This is a genomic window from Robertmurraya massiliosenegalensis JC6, from assembly GCF_000311725.1.
Classification (GTDB): domain Bacteria; phylum Bacillota; class Bacilli; order Bacillales; family Cytobacillaceae; genus Robertmurraya; species Robertmurraya massiliosenegalensis.
In genome coordinates, this window is record NZ_HE978514.1 from 25,335 (window position 1) to 43,063 (window position 17,729).

General features: G+C 38.6%; 22 protein-coding genes. 10 read left to right on the forward strand and 12 right to left on the reverse strand.

The window, feature by feature from the left end; genetic code table 11:
- Positions 1-13: 13 nt before the first annotated feature.
- The 3 genes from BMSHG_RS13485 to BMSHG_RS13495 are packed head-to-tail and all read left to right on the forward strand — an operon-like array spanning position 14 to position 2,210.
- Entirely contained in the window at positions 14-742 is a 729-nt protein-coding gene (locus tag BMSHG_RS13485) for a creatininase family protein (RefSeq protein WP_019154975.1), read from the forward strand.
- A 1-nt stretch (position 743) separates the two neighbouring features.
- The gene (locus BMSHG_RS13490) at positions 744-1,457 is read left to right on the forward strand and encodes a KDGP aldolase (RefSeq protein ID WP_019154976.1); all 714 of its coding nucleotides are present in this window, start codon (positions 744-746) and stop codon (positions 1,455-1,457) included.
- 3 nt (positions 1,458-1,460) lie between these two features.
- Positions 1,461-2,210, forward strand: a complete 750-nt coding sequence (locus BMSHG_RS13495; RefSeq protein ID WP_019154977.1) for an SIS domain-containing protein — start codon at positions 1,461-1,463, stop codon at positions 2,208-2,210.
- A 212-nt stretch (positions 2,211-2,422) separates the two neighbouring features.
- Here BMSHG_RS13495 and BMSHG_RS13500 read toward each other — a convergent pair whose 3' ends face one another.
- The 6 genes from BMSHG_RS13500 to fabL all read right to left on the reverse strand — a co-directional run bounded on the left by BMSHG_RS13500 (position 2,423) and on the right by fabL (position 7,107).
- Positions 2,423-4,171, reverse strand: coding sequence for an ABC transporter ATP-binding protein (locus BMSHG_RS13500; protein WP_026073451.1), 1,749 nt, complete (start codon positions 4,169-4,171; stop codon positions 2,423-2,425).
- Between the two features lie 132 nt (positions 4,172-4,303).
- Positions 4,304-4,834 (reverse strand): nucleoside tri-diphosphate phosphatase, encoded by a 531-nt coding sequence (gene ntdP / locus BMSHG_RS13505; RefSeq protein WP_019154979.1) that lies wholly within the window; start codon positions 4,832-4,834, stop codon positions 4,304-4,306.
- Between the two features lie 235 nt (positions 4,835-5,069).
- Positions 5,070-5,321: a YgaB family protein gene (locus tag BMSHG_RS13510; RefSeq protein WP_019154980.1), complete on the reverse strand. Its 252-nt coding sequence runs from the start codon at positions 5,319-5,321 to the stop codon at positions 5,070-5,072.
- Positions 5,322-5,593: 272 nt separating this feature from the next.
- Entirely contained in the window at positions 5,594-5,752 is a 159-nt protein-coding gene (locus BMSHG_RS28235) for a hypothetical protein (RefSeq protein ID WP_019154981.1), read from the reverse strand.
- A 334-nt stretch (positions 5,753-6,086) separates the two neighbouring features.
- Positions 6,087-6,281: a gamma-type small acid-soluble spore protein gene (locus BMSHG_RS13530; protein WP_019154984.1), complete on the reverse strand. Its 195-nt coding sequence runs from the start codon at positions 6,279-6,281 to the stop codon at positions 6,087-6,089.
- A 76-nt stretch (positions 6,282-6,357) separates the two neighbouring features.
- The gene (fabL, locus tag BMSHG_RS13535) at positions 6,358-7,107 is read right to left on the reverse strand and encodes an enoyl-[acyl-carrier-protein] reductase FabL (protein ID WP_087946638.1); all 750 of its coding nucleotides are present in this window, start codon (positions 7,105-7,107) and stop codon (positions 6,358-6,360) included.
- Between the two features lie 114 nt (positions 7,108-7,221).
- Between fabL and BMSHG_RS13540 the strand changes: the two genes are divergently transcribed.
- Complete coding sequence (locus BMSHG_RS13540) at positions 7,222-7,407, forward strand: hypothetical protein (RefSeq protein ID WP_019154986.1); 186 nt, start codon at positions 7,222-7,224, stop codon at positions 7,405-7,407.
- A 53-nt stretch (positions 7,408-7,460) separates the two neighbouring features.
- On the opposite strand, the gene mutY is transcribed toward BMSHG_RS13540, so the two are convergent.
- Positions 7,461-8,576 carry an A/G-specific adenine glycosylase gene (gene mutY, locus BMSHG_RS13545; protein ID WP_019154987.1) on the reverse strand — a complete coding sequence of 372 codons (1,116 nt, stop codon included), beginning with the start codon at positions 8,574-8,576 and terminating at the stop codon, positions 7,461-7,463.
- A gap of 196 nt (positions 8,577-8,772) precedes the next feature.
- On the opposite strand from mutY, the gene BMSHG_RS13550 reads away from it, so the two are divergent.
- Complete coding sequence (locus tag BMSHG_RS13550; protein ID WP_019154988.1) at positions 8,773-9,753, forward strand: metal-dependent hydrolase; 981 nt, start codon at positions 8,773-8,775, stop codon at positions 9,751-9,753.
- Between the two features lie 37 nt (positions 9,754-9,790).
- On the opposite strand, the gene BMSHG_RS13555 is transcribed toward BMSHG_RS13550, so the two are convergent.
- On the reverse strand, positions 9,791-10,054 hold the full coding sequence (locus BMSHG_RS13555) for a YfhJ family protein (RefSeq protein WP_019154989.1): 264 nt from the start codon (positions 10,052-10,054) through the stop codon (positions 9,791-9,793).
- 141 nt (positions 10,055-10,195) lie between these two features.
- Between BMSHG_RS13555 and BMSHG_RS13560 the strand changes: the two genes are divergently transcribed.
- Together BMSHG_RS13560 and BMSHG_RS27605 are read left to right on the forward strand one after the other, a co-directional pair.
- Positions 10,196-10,372 (forward strand): small, acid-soluble spore protein K, encoded by a 177-nt coding sequence (locus BMSHG_RS13560; RefSeq protein ID WP_019154990.1) that lies wholly within the window; start codon positions 10,196-10,198, stop codon positions 10,370-10,372.
- Positions 10,373-10,439: 67 nt separating this feature from the next.
- The gene (locus BMSHG_RS27605) at positions 10,440-10,598 is read left to right on the forward strand and encodes a YpzG family protein (RefSeq protein ID WP_019154991.1); all 159 of its coding nucleotides are present in this window, start codon (positions 10,440-10,442) and stop codon (positions 10,596-10,598) included.
- Between the two features lie 50 nt (positions 10,599-10,648).
- Here the strand turns inward: BMSHG_RS27605 and BMSHG_RS13570 are convergent, their stop codons facing one another.
- Positions 10,649-10,969: a YfhH family protein gene (locus BMSHG_RS13570; RefSeq protein ID WP_019154992.1), complete on the reverse strand. Its 321-nt coding sequence runs from the start codon at positions 10,967-10,969 to the stop codon at positions 10,649-10,651.
- 15 nt (positions 10,970-10,984) lie between these two features.
- Positions 10,985-11,794: a recombination regulator RecX gene (recX, locus tag BMSHG_RS13575; RefSeq protein ID WP_019154993.1), complete on the reverse strand. Its 810-nt coding sequence runs from the start codon at positions 11,792-11,794 to the stop codon at positions 10,985-10,987.
- 273 nt (positions 11,795-12,067) lie between these two features.
- On the opposite strand from recX, the gene BMSHG_RS13580 reads away from it, so the two are divergent.
- The 3 genes from BMSHG_RS13580 to BMSHG_RS13590 all read left to right on the forward strand — a co-directional run bounded on the left by BMSHG_RS13580 (position 12,068) and on the right by BMSHG_RS13590 (position 13,431).
- Positions 12,068-12,970: a TIGR01777 family oxidoreductase gene (locus tag BMSHG_RS13580; protein WP_019154994.1), complete on the forward strand. Its 903-nt coding sequence runs from the start codon at positions 12,068-12,070 to the stop codon at positions 12,968-12,970.
- Between the two features lie 65 nt (positions 12,971-13,035).
- Positions 13,036-13,164: a YfhE family protein gene (locus tag BMSHG_RS27610; protein WP_019154995.1), complete on the forward strand. Its 129-nt coding sequence runs from the start codon at positions 13,036-13,038 to the stop codon at positions 13,162-13,164.
- An 84-nt stretch (positions 13,165-13,248) separates the two neighbouring features.
- On the forward strand, positions 13,249-13,431 hold the full coding sequence (locus BMSHG_RS13590; RefSeq protein WP_019154996.1) for a YfhD family protein: 183 nt from the start codon (positions 13,249-13,251) through the stop codon (positions 13,429-13,431).
- 212 nt (positions 13,432-13,643) lie between these two features.
- On the opposite strand, the gene BMSHG_RS13595 is transcribed toward BMSHG_RS13590, so the two are convergent.
- Both BMSHG_RS13595 and BMSHG_RS13600 read right to left on the reverse strand, forming a co-directional pair.
- Positions 13,644-16,796, reverse strand: a complete 3,153-nt coding sequence (locus BMSHG_RS13595; protein WP_019154997.1) for a DEAD/DEAH box helicase — start codon at positions 16,794-16,796, stop codon at positions 13,644-13,646.
- 208 nt (positions 16,797-17,004) lie between these two features.
- Positions 17,005-17,496, reverse strand: a complete 492-nt coding sequence (locus BMSHG_RS13600; RefSeq protein WP_019154998.1) for a DoxX family protein — start codon at positions 17,494-17,496, stop codon at positions 17,005-17,007.
- Between the last annotated feature and the right edge of the window lie 233 nt (positions 17,497-17,729).

Genomic DNA, 17,729 nt, shown 5'->3' on the forward strand with positions numbered 1-17,729 from the left:
GCGGGGTGTAGACATGCAATTCCAATTTGAAAACTCCTTTGAAGTCAAAGAAAAAATAATCGATAAAAAGGTCGCCATTTTACCAATAGGTGCAGTAGAGGCACATGGCCCACATTTGCCATTAGGTACTGATAATCTTTTAGCAGAACGGTTAAGCGCAAAACTTGCCGAACGAATCAATGGATTTGTTTTACCTACCTTACCTTATGGACAAGTTTGGAGTTTAAAGAACTTCCCTGGTAGCATCAATGTATCGAATGAATCTTTAATTAGTATGTTATTCGATATTGGAGAAAGTTTATATCGTCAAGGCTTTCAAATTTTTGCCATGGTCAATGGTCATCTAGGAAATGCTGTTGCCATGAAGGAAGCAGCACGAAAGCTTTATGAAAAATACCCAAATTTAATCGTACTCTATCTATTTTATCCTGGAACGAGTAAAGCCATTGCTGAAGTTAGAGAAACTCCTGCAAGTCACGGCACATACTTTCATGCAGATGAAATAGAAACGTCCTATATGCTATACCTAGCTCCAGAATTTGTCGATATGGATAAAGCTATACATGATATGCCCTCGATTCCATTGACAGCTGATGTGACACCTACACCATGGGAAGAGTTCACGGAAACGGCCGTTTTAAGTGATGCAACATTAGCTCGGACAGATAAAGGGGAAAAAGTAATCAAAGTTGCCCTCGAGAACATGGTCCAAATTATTGAAAAAATGAAAGAAGGCCGCTAACATGCTAAAAGAAAAGCTTTTTGATTTTGTTTTATTCAACTTTCTAGCAAAGGATAAAGAAAATGCACAGGACATTATGGATGCCGGAAAAGGATTTGTCGTTCCTGGAATCGTCGCGTCCGATTTTTCAAATATTGAGGACGGTGCTAATAAGGTTAAAGAACTTAAAGAAGTGGTAGATCTCGTCTCGATCGGTCTCGGCGGTGGCGGTGATCCCCTGTACGCGAAACGCGTGCTCGATATTGCAGCTATCTCGAATCCAGGACATATCAATCAACCATTTGAAAATGCTATATATGCAAAAGGATTCCTTGATGGAAAAGGAACCACTCCACAACTCGTTAACGCATTAGTAACTCCAAGTGGGAAGGTAGGAACAGTGAAACTCGCTTCTGGTTTAGAACTAAAGGTGGAGGAATTTGTGGAAATGGCACGTGCATTAGGGGTGGAGTCGATTAAATTTATGCCTCTATCAGGTGAAGTTCATTTAGAAGAACTCGTCTATTTAACAAAAGTCGCCGCTCGAAAAGGAATTCGTGGCATTGAACCAGCAGGTGGTATTAGCACGACCAATATTAAGACGATCATCCATGCGATTAAGAATATTGAAATAGAATTCTTCATGCCACATATCTTTGGGTCCACAATTGATCAAGCAACAGGAAAAACAATTCCAACTGAAGTAGCACAAATATTACATTCACTGGAGGCTTAACCGATGCTAAATAGCTATTTTGAAAAAGTAAGCCAATTACTACAATTCGTTTTAGAAAACGAAAATAAACAATTACAATTAGCAGCTGAAAAAGTCGCAATGAGTATCGAAAACGGTGGCATTATTCAATTGTTTGGATGCGGCCATTCACACATCCTCACTGAAGAAGTTTTCTATCGTGCTGGTGGATTAGTACCGATTAAACCGATTTTATTTGAACCTCTAATGCTCCATGAAGGGGCAATGCGATCTTCCCAGTTGGAACGTAAAAATGATTATGCACAGAACTTTTTAACAGAGCATGAGATTAAAGAAAATGATATTGTCTTTGTATTATCTACTTCTGGTCGAAATCCTGTACCTGTTGATGTCGCCCAATACGCGAGAGAAAAAGGAGCTTTTGTCATTGGACTGACTTCTTTAGAGTATTCTCAAAGCCAACCATCTCGTCATAAAAGCGGAAAGCATCTTTATAATTCAGTTGATTTAGTAATTAATAATTACTCTGCAAAAGGAGATGCTATTTTAAGCTACGATAAAGTAAAGGTACCCTTTGCTCCTACTTCTACTGTTATTGGTGCAGCTATTTTAAATAGCATATTTGCAGAAGCTATTAAACTGATGGCGGATCATAACTTTGAACCACCCATCTTCTTAAGTGGAAATATGGAAGGTTCTGACGCGCATAATGAAGCATTAGTTAAAAAATATGAAAAACGTATTCCTTTACTAACCTTGAATGTGGAATCGTAATTGATTTAAAGCAGTAAAAAACAGTCAAGAGCATTGTTCTCTTGACTGTTTTTTGTTATATAACTTAGGCTCATTTCGTAAACATTGTTGCTTTTTAGTCATAGATAGGAGAAAAAAGCCCTATTATTACTCGAGGTTCAAGTAAGCGAAATTAATGTGTGTTCTAAAACCTCATTCACGACCATCATTACGAAAACAACGATAACTTAAAATCAATTCTCTAACTGTTGAATTTGAAAAAGTTTATAATAGTTTCCTTGCTTTTCCATTAATTCTTCGTGACGTCCCATTTCGACGATTTCACCATTTTCAATTAAAACAATTCGATCGGCATGAGTAATCGTTGAAAGTCGGTGTGCCACGATAAAAGTCGTACGTTCCTTTGCAAGCTTCTCAAGTGCTTCTTGTATTAAATGCTCACTTTCTAAGTCTAGAGCGGAGGTTGCTTCATCTAAAACGAGAATGGGAGGATTCTTAATAAAAACTCTTGCAATTGCCACCCTTTGCTTTTGACCACCAGAAAGCTTTACCCCTCGTTCGCCTACTTTAGTTTCGTAACCTTCAGGCAAATTCATAATAAAATCATGGGCATTCGCCGCTTTTGCTGCTTCGATCACTTCTTCATCGGTTGCATCAGGTTTTCCAATCAATATATTGGATTTAACTGACTCACTAAAGAGGATATTATCTTGTAAAACCATTCCGATTTTATCTCGCAATGTCCGAACTTGGAAATCACGAATATCAATGCCATCCAGAAGAATTCTCCCTTCGGTAACATCATAGAACCTTGGCAAAAGGCCCACGAGTGATGACTTACCGCCACCGCTCATACCGACAAGTGCAATCGTCTCCCCTTCCTGCACATCTAGTGAGATATTCTTTAACACTTTTTCTTCCTTTTCATCGTAGGCAAAGCTTACATTTTCCAATTGAATATGACCTGATACTTTTTCACAGGGAATCGCATTTGGTTTGTCTTTAATATCATATTTTTCATCGATAAATTCAAAGACTCGATCCATTGAAGCGATCGATTGGGTTAACGTAGTTGAGGAGTTCACAAGTCTTCTTAATGGATTATAAAGACGATCAATATAGGCGATAAAGGCAGCCATTTCTCCGATCGATAAATGACCTTGAATGACTTGGTAACCAGAAAATCCAATAACCAGTAATGGAGCAATATCGGTAATCGTATTAACGACGGCGAAGGCTTTCGCATTCCACTTCGTATGATCGATCGCTTTAGATAAGAAGTTACTATTTTGCGAATCAAATCGTTTTTGCTCCTCATCTTCGATCGCAAAGCTTTTTATGACAGGCATTCCTGATACCCTTTCATGCAAATAACTTTGCACCTCTGCCAGAGCTTGAGAGCGTCTCCTTGTCAGCTTTCTTAAATTCCCGAAAAAATACTTAATCGAAAAAGCATAAAAAGGAAACAGAATGAGCGATACAATCGTTAACTTCACATCCATCGTCATCATGATCACAACGGCAATGGCAATCGTGGCAAGGTCTAACCATAAATTCATCAGCCCTGTGATGACAAAGGTTTTCGTCTGCTCCACGTCATTAATAACACGAGAGATAACTTCTCCAGCTTTTGTATTCGAATAATACTTGAAGCTTAATTTCTGGATATGTGTAAAAAGACGGTCTCTCACATCATAAAGGATCTTACTTGCCGTCCATTGCGCAAAATATTGACGATAATATTCTACTGGCGGCCGGACAATGAGAAAAATAACAATCATAATCCCCATAATTAAGACGAGCTTACTTACTTTTTCATCTGCCGTTAACCCTGTATTTCCAACAATGTCATCCAATACATATTTAATTAGCAATGGAATCAATAATGGAATGGCAAACTTAATAATTCCAATCAAAATCGTTCCGATGATTTGAATCTTATATGGCTTTACAAAATGCATATACCTACGTATACTATCCAACCTGTTCCCCCCTAGTTGAAACGGACCTTAAAAAAACGCTGTATTCCTGGACACTACTTTCATTTGAGGACGATTATAATTTACCCAAATAAACACCTGTTGAATTCATCAACAGGCGTTTTCTACTTTACTTTAGCGTCTGTATGTTAAATATCGCTCATACCAAATATCAATAAAGTCCGCTGCAAAAGGGCCTTTTCTTTGACGAATCCAGCGAATGAGCTTATCCACATGGCTTTTTAAAATTTGATCAATGACCTCAGGATATTTCATTTCCTTTCGATGCCGTTCATACTCATCCTCATCAAGTAAATTAAACGTCATATCTGGAAAAACTTTAATATCTAAATCATAGTCTATGTACTTCAAAGCTTCTCCATCAAAAATAAATGGTGAGCTTAAATTGCAATAATAATAAATGCCATCCTCACGAATCATTCCAATCACATTAAACCATAGTTGTGCATGAAAATAGCAGATTGCAGGCTCTCGTGTCACCCACGTTCTTCCATCCGATTCAGTCACAATTGTCCGATCATTTCCACCTATAACTAAATTTTGAGAGCCTTTAAGCACTGTCGTTTCATCCCATACTCGGTGGATATGACCATTATGCTTATAGCTATGAATTTGTATTGGTTCACCCTCCACAGGTACTTCCATTTTAGTCTCCCTACTTTCATTTCCGAACACGTTCGAGTACATTTTGACAATGACTCTTCACTTACAGCCATTGTAAAATCATTGAATTCGTTAACCTTATTCAAAAATAACAAAGCCTGTCCAGTTTCTCTTTCTATTATTATAACGGTAAAAGACGGAATTTAAAACAAAGAGCCATTGAAATATTTCAACGACTCCATCCTTTATCCATTATTTTTTTTCGATTCCATACACTTTACACAAGGGCACGAACATCTTGATATGATTGAATTAATTCCTCTGTCTGTTGTTCAAACATCTCATGGATTTCCTTTAACTCTGCTTTCTTGCTGGCAATTTCCTGCTGAATGCTCTCTAATTTTGCTTGCTCCTGCAACTCGATAAGCTCCTTTTCGAGACCTTGACAACGCTCAATTTCCGATTGAAGAAATAACAGTTTTTCCATCGTATCCATCTGTTCACTGACTAAACGGTTAAATTTATTCATGTTTAACACCGTCCTATAGCTGATTTAATTCCACGTTTAAATATATTCGTTCCCCTTGGATGTATTCCTTTGACTAGTTATGTAATGATAACGGAGGTTTTGTCGAAAATGAGGATTCTTCCATATTTTTATTGTGTTCTGTTTTTAAGTGGCATGCTTAATATAGCTGGGGAAATTTACTTGGGGTTGATTAACTCTGTTCGTCCTTAGCTTAATAAGCTTATTCGGACTCCTTCTCCTCATTCCTAGCTCGTTCTGTCCGAATTCCCCTTCTATTCGGACTCCCTTCCTCCTTTTCCTGCTCGACCTGTCCGAATTCCCCTTCTATTCGGACTCCCTTCCACTTTTTCCGCTCGCTCTGTCCGAATTCCCCTTCTATTCGGACTCCCTTGGCCTATTTCCTGCTCGACCTGTCCGAATTCCGCTTTCATTCGGACTCCCTTTCACCTTTCCTAGCTCGCTCTGTCCGAATTCCCCTTCCATTCGGACTCCCTTTCACCTTTTCCTGCTCGACCTGTCCGAATTCCCCTTCTATTCGGACTCCCTTCCTCCTTTTCCTGCTCAACCTGTCCGAATTCCCCTTCTATTCGGACTCCCTTCCTCCTTTTCCTGCTCGACCTGTCCGAATTCCCCTTTCATTCGGACTCCCATCGAAAACCCGAGATTTCTTCTAAAAAATCGAAAATTCCCTAGCCTTTTCACAAAAACAAAAGAATGCCCCTTCTACCATAAGAAGGGGCACTCTTTTTCTAAGTATATGCGCTGTTAAGACTGTCCGAATTGGCCAGAGTTTTGAGATTTTTTAGATTCAGCTTGTTGGTTTTGCTTCTTTACCTCTTGAGCGTTTGTTTCGCTACCAAATTCAGTACCGAATTGCCCTTGTGAGCCAGCTGATTGAGCGTTTTGTTGGCGAACTTGTTGAATGTTAGTTCCAGCTTGAGATTTGTTTGGCTTTGCCACTGATATCACCTCCACGCATATTAATTTATCCATGCATGGAGATTACTATCCAATTATTTTATTGGAAAATAATTACTTACACTAACAATGAGATTCCACCATCAACTATAATCGTTTGTCCTCTTATCATGCTTGCTTTTTCACTTACTAAAAACATAACCGTATCGACAATATCATCGATTTCAACCATTTTTCCAGCAGGTGTTTTCGCTCGCGCCTCAGCAAGAAGCTCTTCTCGATTCGGGAATGATTTCAAAGCCTCCGTATCGACTGCACCACCTGATACCGCATTTACAACGATATTTTTCTCAGAAAGTTCCACTGCTAAATAGCGGGTAAGTGCTTCGACTGCCGCTTTTGATACTCCAACTGTTGTGTAATTCTCTAAATAGCGAATCGCCCCTAATGAGCTTATGCTCACGATTTTTCCGCCACCGTTTTTTTCCATTCGTTTTGCCGCTTCTTGGGCACAAAAAAGAAGGGCTTTACTATTAATGTTCATCGTCCAATTCCAGTGAGACTCTTCTAGCTCCATAATTGGTCTTTGTACTCCAGATGCAGCATTGCTGACCAAAATATCTAAACGATCGAATACTTGATCAATTTCCTCAAACATCCCTTTTATTTTCTCAACATCCCCAACATTCGCTTTGACCACTAATACTTTTCTTCCTAATGCTTCAATTTCTCCTGCTGTTTCTAATGCTGCCTTTTTACTTCTAGCATAGTTGATGACAATGTCATAACCTTCTTTTGCTAAACGAAGAGCTGTTGCTTTACCAATTCCTCGACTACTTCCTGTAACCAATGCAACTTTTGCCATAATATCTAATCCCCTATCTACCAATTATTCTTCTTCAATTTTAGTCATTCTTTGCATAGATATCAATTCAGAACAAAAGACTATACTCATATACATATTTGAAAGGAATGTTAAAAAATGTACGAAGGAAGAGATATGACAGAACTCTCAATGATGTCGATAGCAAACTGGGATGAAGAAGAACTTGCCTATTTTCATCATTCTTTGCAACAAATGATGCCTTACTTAAACGCTGAAGGTCAAACGATTCATCGCGAAATTATGGAAGAAATCGAAAATCGCGGTGGTTTAAAAAAAGGCTGATCGGCCCACTCCATTGAAAATAAACTTCATACTATGAGAAAAAAACGCCGTATTTAATCGGCGCTTTTTAATGTAGACACATCTTTATAATATTGTTTCATGATTTTCTGATGGGACACGGGAAATGGATACTCATCAATATTTTCTAGGGTTGCGTATTTTAAGGTATCAGTCTCTGTTATCTGGTTAACAAGTTGTCCTTCATACACTTGAATATCCCATTTTAAATGTGAAAAGATATGTTCTAATTGCCCCATATTTTTTCCCAGTTTTACGTCTATTCCGAGCTGGTCTGATAGTAAGCTTTGAATATGACTCTTTTCTCGAGCAAAAGGGATGGATATTTCGACGTTAGGAAATTCCCACATATTCGCTAATAAGCCGCTGCTTGGACGCTTATGAATGACGGTTTTACCTTCACTATCTTTCAATACAACTGCTGCAAGGCGAACGAGTCTCTGTTTTTTTGCCTTTGTTTTGACTGGTAGTTCTTTTTCCACTCCTTCATGAAAGGCGTGGCAATGCTCTCGAACCGGACATAGTAAACACGATGGAGAAGTTGGTGTACAAATAAGAGCACCAAGTTCCATCAAGGCTTGGTTAAAATAAGATGGATTTTCATGTGAGATCATTTCTTCAATTGCTTTCTCAAAAATTTTTCGTGTTGACGGTTTCGCAATATCATCCCAAATCGATAAAATACGAGAAATAACTCTCATCACATTGCCGTCCACGGCAGGTTCAGGAACTCCGTAAGCAATCGATAAAATGGCTCCTGCTGTATAAGGTCCTACCCCTTTTAAAGTAGAAATTTCATCCTTTGTGTCAGGGACAGTTCCACCGTACTTTTCCTTGACTTCTTTAACAGCTGACTGAAGATTTCTTACTCTTGAGTAGTATCCTAATCCTTCCCAGGCTTTTAACACCTTTTCTTCATCGGCATCTGCTAAATCCTCCAAAGTGGGAAATTGGTCAATAAATCGATTGAAGTAAGGTATAACAGTGTCTACTCTTGTTTGCTGAAGCATGATTTCTGAAACCCATACCTTATATGGATCCTGATCCTTTCGCCAAGGAAGAACCCGTTGTTCTTTCGTGAACCAATCAATCAGATCATTTTGGAAGGCATTTTTGTTAACTAATTTTAGGTTTTTAAGTGAATCTGTCATGATTATGCCTCCGGCTGTAAATTATATTAATAATTATTTGTGAACTTTTTTTAAATCAGTTTTAAAAATTGTGTAATGCAACTATATTTACACCACAGATGTTGTTAAAATTATTATATATTAGTCAATCTTGCAAGTAGATCTTTTTTCTTTCATAAGATCACTTTAATTCTATCCTATAAGGAGGTTCATCCTTTTGGACACTGGTACTCACTTAGTTATGGGGATAGCCCTCGGGGGACTTGCTACTCTCGATCCAGTCGTTGCAGGTAGTGCCGCCACGGCAACGAGCGTCATGATTGGAACGATCGTTGGCTCACAAGCTCCGGATGTTGATACCGTTCTTAAACTAAGAAATAATGCTGTATATATTCGAAATCACCGAGGAATTACTCACTCAATTCCAGCTGTGTTATTATGGCCAATTGCCATCACAGCAGTTATCTATCCATTTTTCCCAGAAGCGAACCTTCTGCATCTTTGGTTATGGACCTTTCTTGCCGTCTTTCTTCACGTCTTTGTCGACATTTTCAATGCCTATGGAACTCAGGCATTACGGCCATTTTCGAGCAAGTGGGTAGCTTTAGGAGTAATTAATACGTTTGACCCTTATATTTTTGGCTTACATGTACTTGGATTGTTTATTTGGTTAATGGGAGCTGACCCCGGATATACGTTCTTAACCTTATATGTCATCCTTGTGGCCTATTATATTATGCGCTATTTCACACAGCGAAAAGTGATGAATGAAGTGCGGAGCCTCATCCCAGATGCGACGGATATTATCATTGCACCGACAATGAAGTTCCATCAATGGCGTATTGCTGTAATGAACAAAAATCAATTTTTCGTGGGCCGTGCCCATGATAACGATGTAACCATTCTTGACCAATTTGATCGAGTAAAAGTTCCATCTTCACCTGTCATTGATGCAGCCAAAAAGGATGAGAATTTATCTGCCTTTCTTTCCTTCTCTCCTGTATATCGCTGGGAAGTAGACGAATACGATGATTATTACGAAGTGAAGTTCATTGACTTACGTTATCGTAGTAAAGACCATTATCCTTTTGTTGCCGTCGTTCAGCTTGATCAAGACTTAAATATTCTAACCTCTTATACAGGTTGGATCTTTAGCGAAGAGAAGCTGAGAAAGAAGTTAGAAATTATTCCAGGCTAATTTGAAATGTCCAATTCCTCGGTGGAATTGGACATTTTTAGTTCTCGTTCTTGTCCTCAAATAAATGACTATATTTCGGATTGCTTGCGAAAAATTCATGTAGCTTTTCACCGTAATTGTCAATCCATTGGCGGACGATTCGTTCGGTCATTTCGCTGCCTTTATACTCTCTCCCTGCCTTTGCCCGCGTTGTTTCAAAATCATCCCAAAGAAGCTCCACCCATGTTTGTGCTTGATGAACCGACATTTTTTTGTTTTTTGAAAGTAAAAGTTCCACTAACTTCTGTTGGTATTCCTGCATTTCTTTCCACCTCACTGGCAACTTTTAGTCTGTCATAATTATGATACTTCATTGTAAATGTGCTCATACTATTAGTACGTGATTAGCATGATTGATTGATGTTCTTCACGTTTTTGATTACGTTTTTAGGGGGTAACTGTTTTGCGTAATAAAGCTAAAGGTTTCCCATATGAGAATCAAAATAAGTTCGAGGGAGAACCTCGAGCTAAAGCAGAATATGCCTCCAAGAGGGCAAATGGCACAACGAATACTCATCCACAAGAACGGATGAGGGCATCGAATAACCGAGAATCAGACACATCAGAACTGTTTGAGTAGGAATTTTGATTTTGCTTGCATCCATGTTTTTCTCTGAAAAATACTTTTTTTCGGGAGGCTGCATAAAATGGGAAATTCGAAAAAATTCTTTGACAAGAATCCGTATTCAAGCCCATTTACTTCGCCAAATTTTCGTACGAAGCATGCACATTCTCAAGTTAACGGAGAAACAAAGGAAACGCAAGATATCATTATCCTCCATCACCAAATCCGGAAAAATTCTTAAAATTTCACACACCTTCGTCAAACCAATAACCAGAGCTTTTTTGGCTCTGGTTATTTTAAGTTTTTTAGCATCGAGATGGGTAATGCCTCTTCTTCCTTACTTTCACCAAGTCGGTATCCCCAAGCAAAGACCCCGTTCAAATACGATACTTGAAAATACTTCCCTGGATCCCCTTCTATTTCATAAATGTCTTTTTTCTTAATATCCTTCGGGTTCATTAAATATGCCTTTGCCATAATTGCTTTGCGCTCTAGGACAGCAAATTCGTTGACCATCCCCATTTGTTCCGCTTTTCGAGCTTGTTCTTTAAGCTTGGCAATTTCCTGTCTAAGTTCGTGCTCACTCAATTCGCTGAATCTTTTATCTTCCATTATTGTCACCTCTGATTATAGCTCCTTTTTTTCCTCTAAAAATACTTCAATCATATCGAGTGAAAAGCCTTTTCGATACAAGGCTTGTTTCATCCTTTGTTCATACTCATATCCCTCGTACTTCGCATATTTCTTATGAACCTTTTCCCCTTGATATCTCAAGGCGTCCATTTCCTCATCGACATCTTTAGAATCATCAATGGTTTCTGCTGCAACCTGGATGACATCAAAAGGGAATCCTTTTCGGATCAAATGTTGTTCTGCTTTCTGCTTTACTATTCTTTCTGAATCACGGGAACCTTTCTTAAATGCCTTTTCCAATAGTTCAGTTGCTTTTTCCACTTGTCTTTCCAACGGGTACTCCTCCAAGGCTTGTTCAATTAAAGTGGGGACAATTCCCTTCTCCTTCAATTCACGGCGAATTACCTCAAGCCCTTTATCCGTTGTGTTCATTTGCGTTCTGACGAAAGCCAGAGCATATTCTTCATCGTTGAGAAACCGATACTCATACAATTTATGAATAACTTCTTGAATAACGGGGGCTTCCACTTCTTTTTCGCTTAAATATTTGCGAACTTCATGCTCTGATCTCATTTTCCTAGATAAAAAGTGGACTGCCAAATTATATGCTTTGCGGATATCATCATGATAATGAATTTCCATGAATGCAAAGTCATCAAGCTCAAGACCCTTTTTTAAATTAAACTTTATCAACACATCTTCATCAACGCTAAAAGCGTATTCCTCACCTTTTCCATGGTCCAAGAAGATATTATATCGATCTGTGTTCTTTTTTTGGACGGTGATTTTCGTAATTATAGCCATATCCTCACCTCACTATAAATGTACCATATTCTCTATAAAAAAAGGTTCTTTTCGCATACAGCATGTGAATTCAATAATGATAATGGCGAAAAATGCTGTGCAAAAATAAGTTGGACTTCAAAACCTAATCGAAGGGATTCTAATTTCTTTCAAGGAAAAAATCTGGACATTTACGATAAAACCACAATCATTATGAAAACAGCGTTTAAAAAAGAGGGATTTTCACATCTGAAAGCTAATTAGTCCATATAAGAAAAAAGAGGAGGCATTTATATGAGAATTGCCATTGCAGGTGGATCAGGCTTTGTTGGAAAAGCTTTAGCAAAAAGACTGGTAGAACTTGAGCACGACGTATTTATTCTCACCCGAAATCCTTCAAGGAACGGAAACAATATGACATACGTACAATGGCTTACTAATGAAAGTGACCCCTTAAAACATCTACAAGACATTGATGTCATGATAAATTTAGCCGGTGAATCAATAGGTGCTGGACGATGGACACCACAACGAAAAAACCGTATCCTCCAAAGTCGACTACAAACAGTCGCAGAAGTGTTACAGCTTATGAAAGACCTCCGAAAAAAGCCAAAGGTGTTCCTTAGCGCAAGTGCAATTGGTTTTTACGGTACTTCACTACACGATACCTTTACAGAAAATGAAATCACTCCTGGAGACGATTTTCTGGCAGATACCGTCAAGCAATGGGAAGCAAAAGCGTTGGAAGCGCACAAACTCGATATTCGCACTGTTCTATGTCGGTTCGGCATTATTTTAGACAACAAAGAAGGAGCTTTACCAAGAATGGCACTTCCTTATAAATTATTTGCAGGTGGAAACTTAGGTTCGGGACAGCAATGGATGTCATGGATTCATCTTAAAGATGTCGTAAATGGAATCATTTTTGCCATGGAGAATGAGAAGCTTTCAGGTCCTGTTAATTTCACCGCACCAAAACCTGTAAAAATGACCGACTTGGGAAAAGCGCTCGCTCAAGCGATGAAAAGACCGCACTGGCTCCCCACACCAGCTTTTGTTTTAAAGGCAGCACTTGGAGAGATGAGCTTGTTAGTATTAGAAGGACAGCGTGTATTGCCGACAAAACTTAAAAGTGCAGGCTATTCTTTTCAATATGAGCAAATTGATTCGGCCCTTAATGATATTTATCAGAAATAAAGTATCATTCCCACTTAACAAGGGAAAAATAGGAAGTGTACATAATTCTAGAAGGGATGATTTTGATGTCTGATAAAAAAAGAAAAGATAAATCGAAAAGTACTTTATCCAGTATGCAGGAAGTCATCTATTCCCATGAGTTTAAACTTGCCGATCAAGCAGGAGGATTTACAAAAAAGAAAGCGAGACACTAACATATTTTCTCGCATCTTAAGAGAAAATAAGTACGGAAACATTCGTGTTTTCCGTACTTTTTTCTTTGAAAGGGGTATTACCTTATGGGTCGTGCACATGGACATAAAACAAGAGATAAGAACAAAGCGAAATTACCACAGGTTCCAAAAAACATGAAATCTGATGGACTTGATGTGGAGTTTGATCGTGACTTAGCCGATCATGAAGATTTAGAAGCAATGGCTCGCTCAAACGCAGCTGACAAACGAGCGAAAACAAAAAAATAGCATTTTGTCAGTGGGGTCCTTCCCCACTGACTCAGGCTGTTGACAAACGCTCGCTTTCTTCGTTGCTTCGCCTTGTCCGGTGCTCATTACCTACTATGGTAACTCCGCTCCTCCCAAGACTTCGCGCCTCGAAAGACAAACGTTTTCAATCAGCCTGATGGGAACTGCTGTAGATTATTCTTTAATTTCAGTGGGGTCCTTCCCCACTGACTTTATACTTCTAAAAGCTCACGAATATCTTCATCTGTTAATGCCCATGCTTGATTGCCTGAGGATTTCACCAACTCATCGATGAGATGTCGTTTCTTATCTTGAAGCTGATCCATTTTTTCTTCAATTGTTCCCCTGGAAATTAATTTAATGACTTTAACTGTATTCTCTTGGCCAATCCGATGGGCCCGGTCTGCAGCTTGTTCCTCAACAGCGGGATTCCACCAAATATCATAAAGAATAACCGTGTCCGCTCCAGTCAAATTCAACCCTGTTCCACCAGCCTTTAATGAAATGAGAAAGAAACTATTTTCCCCTTGATTAAATCGATTGCAGATCTCAATTCGTTCTTCTGATGGCGTAGTACCATCTAGATAGAAAAACGGATCGCCTTTTTCAGCTAACTCTCTGCCAATTAAATCGAGCATTTTTGTAAATTGTGAAAAAATCAATACTCTTCTGCCTGCTAGTTTAGCTTCTTCGACGATTTGCATAAGCTTTTCAAACTTAGCAGCCCTACCCTTGTATCCATCAACAAATAGAGCCGGATGACAACAAATTTGTCTCAGTCTTGTTAAGCCTGCCAAAATCCGAATGCGATTTTTCCGAATCGTATCTTTGTCTAAATGTTTAAGGGTGTCATGTCTGAGTTTTGCTAAATAGGCAGCATACAACTCCTTCTGCTCAGTAACCAGCTCCACCGATTCCTGAAGAGCAATTTTCTCCGGAAGTTCTTCCAGTACATCCTCTTTCAATCTGCGCAGAAGAAATGGTCTTGTTCTTCTTGCAATTTGTTTACTAGTTAGGTTTGCGTAACTTTTTAATCCTCTAAAAAGTTCTGGAAAAACGACATGATAAATCGACCAAAGTTCTTCACTAGAGTTCTCGACTGGTGTTCCAGTTAAAGCAAAGCGATAATCAGCTTGAATTTTTTTAACTGCTTTCGCCGTTTGCGTCGTTGGATTTTTAAAGCTCTGCGCTTCATCAAAGAATACCGTATGGAATTTTTCCCGTTCAAGTAAATGTAAATCTTTCCTAAGTAAGGTGTAAGAAGTAATGCAGACATCTGTATTTTTCAATTCAGCATATAGACTTGTTCTTTTCTTCCTGTCTCCGTCCACCACAACAGCATCAATCTCTGGTGTAAATTTCTTTAACTCACTTAACCAATTGTATGTGACAGAAGATGGAGAGACGATTAGTACCGGCAGACTACTTTTGCGAATTTCATCTATCACAGATTGGATATAGGTGATACTTTGAATGGTTTTTCCAAGACCCATATCATCTGCTAAAATACCACCAAAACCATAACTGGCAAGAGTTTTCATCCACTGATAACCCTTCTTCTGATAATCGCGAAGAAAATGCGCTAAATTTCCAGGAACTTTTGCTCGACTCACGTCTGGGTCGGTCATCTCTTTTAAAAACTGGCGAAACGATTGTTCTGGGGTAAAGAGTTCATTTTCCATAATGGAATCGAGATAAGCAATCCCCTTTAACAACGGAAGCTCGAATGAATGATCGGCATCCTCTTGTAACGGCACCGAATTTAAAAAACGTTGCATCTCTTCAAACTCTTTTGTCTCAAGGGAAAGCAGGGAACCATTACGCAAACGATAGTACTTCCTTTTTTCTTCTAATGCTTGAAGAAGTTCGCGAATTTGAGTTTCTGGAATTCCATCCATTTCAAATTTAAATTCAAGCCAGTTTGTCCGCTCTTTCTTAAATTTCACTCTTATTTTTGGTGGGGCATGTCCTTTGAAAATTCGATTTCGTACCGCTGTCGTGGCATACACCTTTGTTAGCTTTTGCAACTTCGGAACGGTATAAGTTAAAAATTCATATTCGAGTTCTTCATTATGAAGAAAATAGCCCTCATCTGTATTTGCTAAATCACTCTCTTCGATTAACGACAAAATGGCCTCTTCTTTTCCTATGTCTCTCACGATCATTGAGGTAATATTGGAGTTTCCAAGTGGATTAATGACTAGTTTCCCATAATGAAATTCAAGCCCAACAAGGAGCCGATTTTTCACTCTGTCTAAAAACAACTTCGCAACAAGAGGAGTTCTTACCAGATTCTTTTCTAATTCACTTGCAATCGTTACCGTCCCTAGCTTTTTTAAGCCAGGCAATATTTTTTCTAAAAAGAAGTGAACTTGCTCTTTCGGAATTGGAATATGATTGGTTTTTGATGAAAATAGCATTTCCTGCAAATGAGCTAATCTTACGCAGTCGTCATAGTCTAAGTGAAAGATTTGTCCATCACAAAGTACGGTTTCATAGGTGGATAAAACAACGAAGCGATCTAACCCTGTTACGGCTAATTGATAAGCAGCTCCATTAGTAGCTTGAAATTCAAAATGCAAATCTAATGACTTGTTTGAGACTTGTGGTCCTTGATAAGCATTTCTACCATAGTTAAGTCTTGTTTGCGGGATAGTCGTGAGTAATGGTAGAATTCTTTTCCATGAAGTTGGAGGAACGATTAACATGCTACTATCAGAAGATGCTTGCTCAGACAAAAGTTCCTCGTCACGATTAACCTGAATCATCTCATGAATCACTTGATCAGCTTCTCTTTGAAAACAATGAGCACTTGGATCATACGTATAGGTAATGGAAAGGACACTTCTTTTTCCACTTCCTACAGACTCTAAGAAGTTACTGATATTCAAGACTGGAGTTGCCTCTATTTGAATAGCGATACCGATCATCATTTGCCCATTTTCTCCTGTAATCGGTGTACATGTGAAAACGGGATTTAGTACTTGTCTGTCTTCAAAATGAAGCTGTTGCCCACTTGAACGTTTCGGCTTTTCTTGAAAAATCGATAATAACCCTTCTGCTAATTCAGAATGTTGAGGAGCAGTTTGTTGATGATAAAGCGCGATTAAAACGGCTGCAATATGCTGGCAATCTTTTTGGAAAGAAGCAAGGGTTGGACAACTACAGCTTGTTAGCACATCTCCTTGGTCATTTAAATGTATCGATACTTGAAATTCATCTCCTGCCATGACGAGCGCTTCGCAGGAGTCGGAGTTATTTTGTTGAAATTGCACTTTATTTTTGTGATAAAAGGTTTCGCCTTTTTTGAAGGAGAGATCTCCACACATTTCTTTTATTTGTTTGAGTGTAAGCCTTGTTTCCAAAATGTATGACTCCTTCCTGCCTGTTGAATACTTTCTATATTATAGAGGATTTGTGGAGAAGACAAGTGGATGAATTTTATAGATTTGGTTTACTAGGATTTAAGTTTCACTTCTCGTTTTTTTCATAAAAACTACACTCTATACAAAAACAGCCATCAGAAAAAAGAAGTGCTCTAGAGCTTAGGCTTTTAGAGCACTTCTATCTAAATTAATGAGTATTTGCTAGGTTCTTACTTCTGTTTAGCAGTTCTTTTACATATGGAATTGCATATCGGTCAACACCCCAGTAGTAGCTTCCCTTACCTGCGAATAGAAGAATGACTGCTGTTGTAAAGAGAATTGGGTTTGTACTTACTGTTCCAGCCATTAGGAAGTTGAAGTTCATGAATGCACCTGCAATTAAGGCTGGGATTGTTGCTACTCCAAAAATTAATCCTAATCCAACTAGCACTTCACCATACGCAACCAACACACTGAAAATATCTCCATTTGGCAAAGCGATGTTTTCTAGAAACGCTGCATACCAACCTTGTACTGCCGGATTCTCACCCGCTGCTTTGGCAATTGCCCCTTGTATAAATCCTGTTGCATCAAAACCATCTACTACTTTATGCCAACCGCCTTCAATCCATTGGATTCCAAGCCAGATTCTTGCTATTGTCCAAATGATCGCTACTTTCGGATTTGTCCACCATTTCATTTTAACCGTCCCCTTTATTTGTGATTTATTTCACAAAGCGAAGTAAAAAAATTTTTTTCGTTCTTCATTAAGCCGGCCTGCTTATTTAGTAGAGAATTTATTGTCATATCTTGTGAAGTTTTCCACTTATTCTCTACAGTTATAATATATACCTTATGCATAGTGAAAACAATGCTTTTCACAATTCTTTCACAATTTTATAGTTCAACTGTGAATGAATTGTGTACATATTT

Coding starts and splice junctions, on each gene's coding strand:
- BMSHG_RS27605 (WP_019154991.1), top strand. CDS start 10,440: ATGGGAAATTCGAAAAAATTCTTTGACAAGAATCCGTATTCAAGCCCA.
- mutY (WP_019154987.1), bottom strand. CDS start 8,576: ATGACAGATTCACTTAAAAACCTAAAATTAGTTAACAAAAATGCCTTC.
- ntdP (WP_019154979.1), bottom strand. CDS start 4,834: ATGGAAGTACCTGTGGAGGGTGAACCAATACAAATTCATAGCTATAAG.
- BMSHG_RS13510 (WP_019154980.1), bottom strand. CDS start 5,321: ATGAATAAATTTAACCGTTTAGTCAGTGAACAGATGGATACGATGGAA.
- BMSHG_RS13540 (WP_019154986.1), top strand. CDS start 7,222: ATGTACGAAGGAAGAGATATGACAGAACTCTCAATGATGTCGATAGCA.
- recX (WP_019154993.1), bottom strand. CDS start 11,794: ATGGCTATAATTACGAAAATCACCGTCCAAAAAAAGAACACAGATCGA.
- BMSHG_RS13495 (WP_019154977.1), top strand. CDS start 1,461: ATGCTAAATAGCTATTTTGAAAAAGTAAGCCAATTACTACAATTCGTT.
- BMSHG_RS27610 (WP_019154995.1), top strand. CDS start 13,036: ATGTCTGATAAAAAAAGAAAAGATAAATCGAAAAGTACTTTATCCAGT.
- BMSHG_RS13580 (WP_019154994.1), top strand. CDS start 12,068: ATGAGAATTGCCATTGCAGGTGGATCAGGCTTTGTTGGAAAAGCTTTA.
- BMSHG_RS13570 (WP_019154992.1), bottom strand. CDS start 10,969: ATGGAAGATAAAAGATTCAGCGAATTGAGTGAGCACGAACTTAGACAG.
- BMSHG_RS13555 (WP_019154989.1), bottom strand. CDS start 10,054: ATGCAGGAATACCAACAGAAGTTAGTGGAACTTTTACTTTCAAAAAAC.
- BMSHG_RS13590 (WP_019154996.1), top strand. CDS start 13,249: ATGGGTCGTGCACATGGACATAAAACAAGAGATAAGAACAAAGCGAAA.
- BMSHG_RS13485 (WP_019154975.1), top strand. CDS start 14: ATGCAATTCCAATTTGAAAACTCCTTTGAAGTCAAAGAAAAAATAATC.
- BMSHG_RS28235 (WP_019154981.1), bottom strand. CDS start 5,752: ATGAAAGCGGAATTCGGACAGGTCGAGCAGGAAATAGGCCAAGGGAGT.
- BMSHG_RS13600 (WP_019154998.1), bottom strand. CDS start 17,496: ATGAAATGGTGGACAAATCCGAAAGTAGCGATCATTTGGACAATAGCA.
- BMSHG_RS13490 (WP_019154976.1), top strand. CDS start 744: ATGCTAAAAGAAAAGCTTTTTGATTTTGTTTTATTCAACTTTCTAGCA.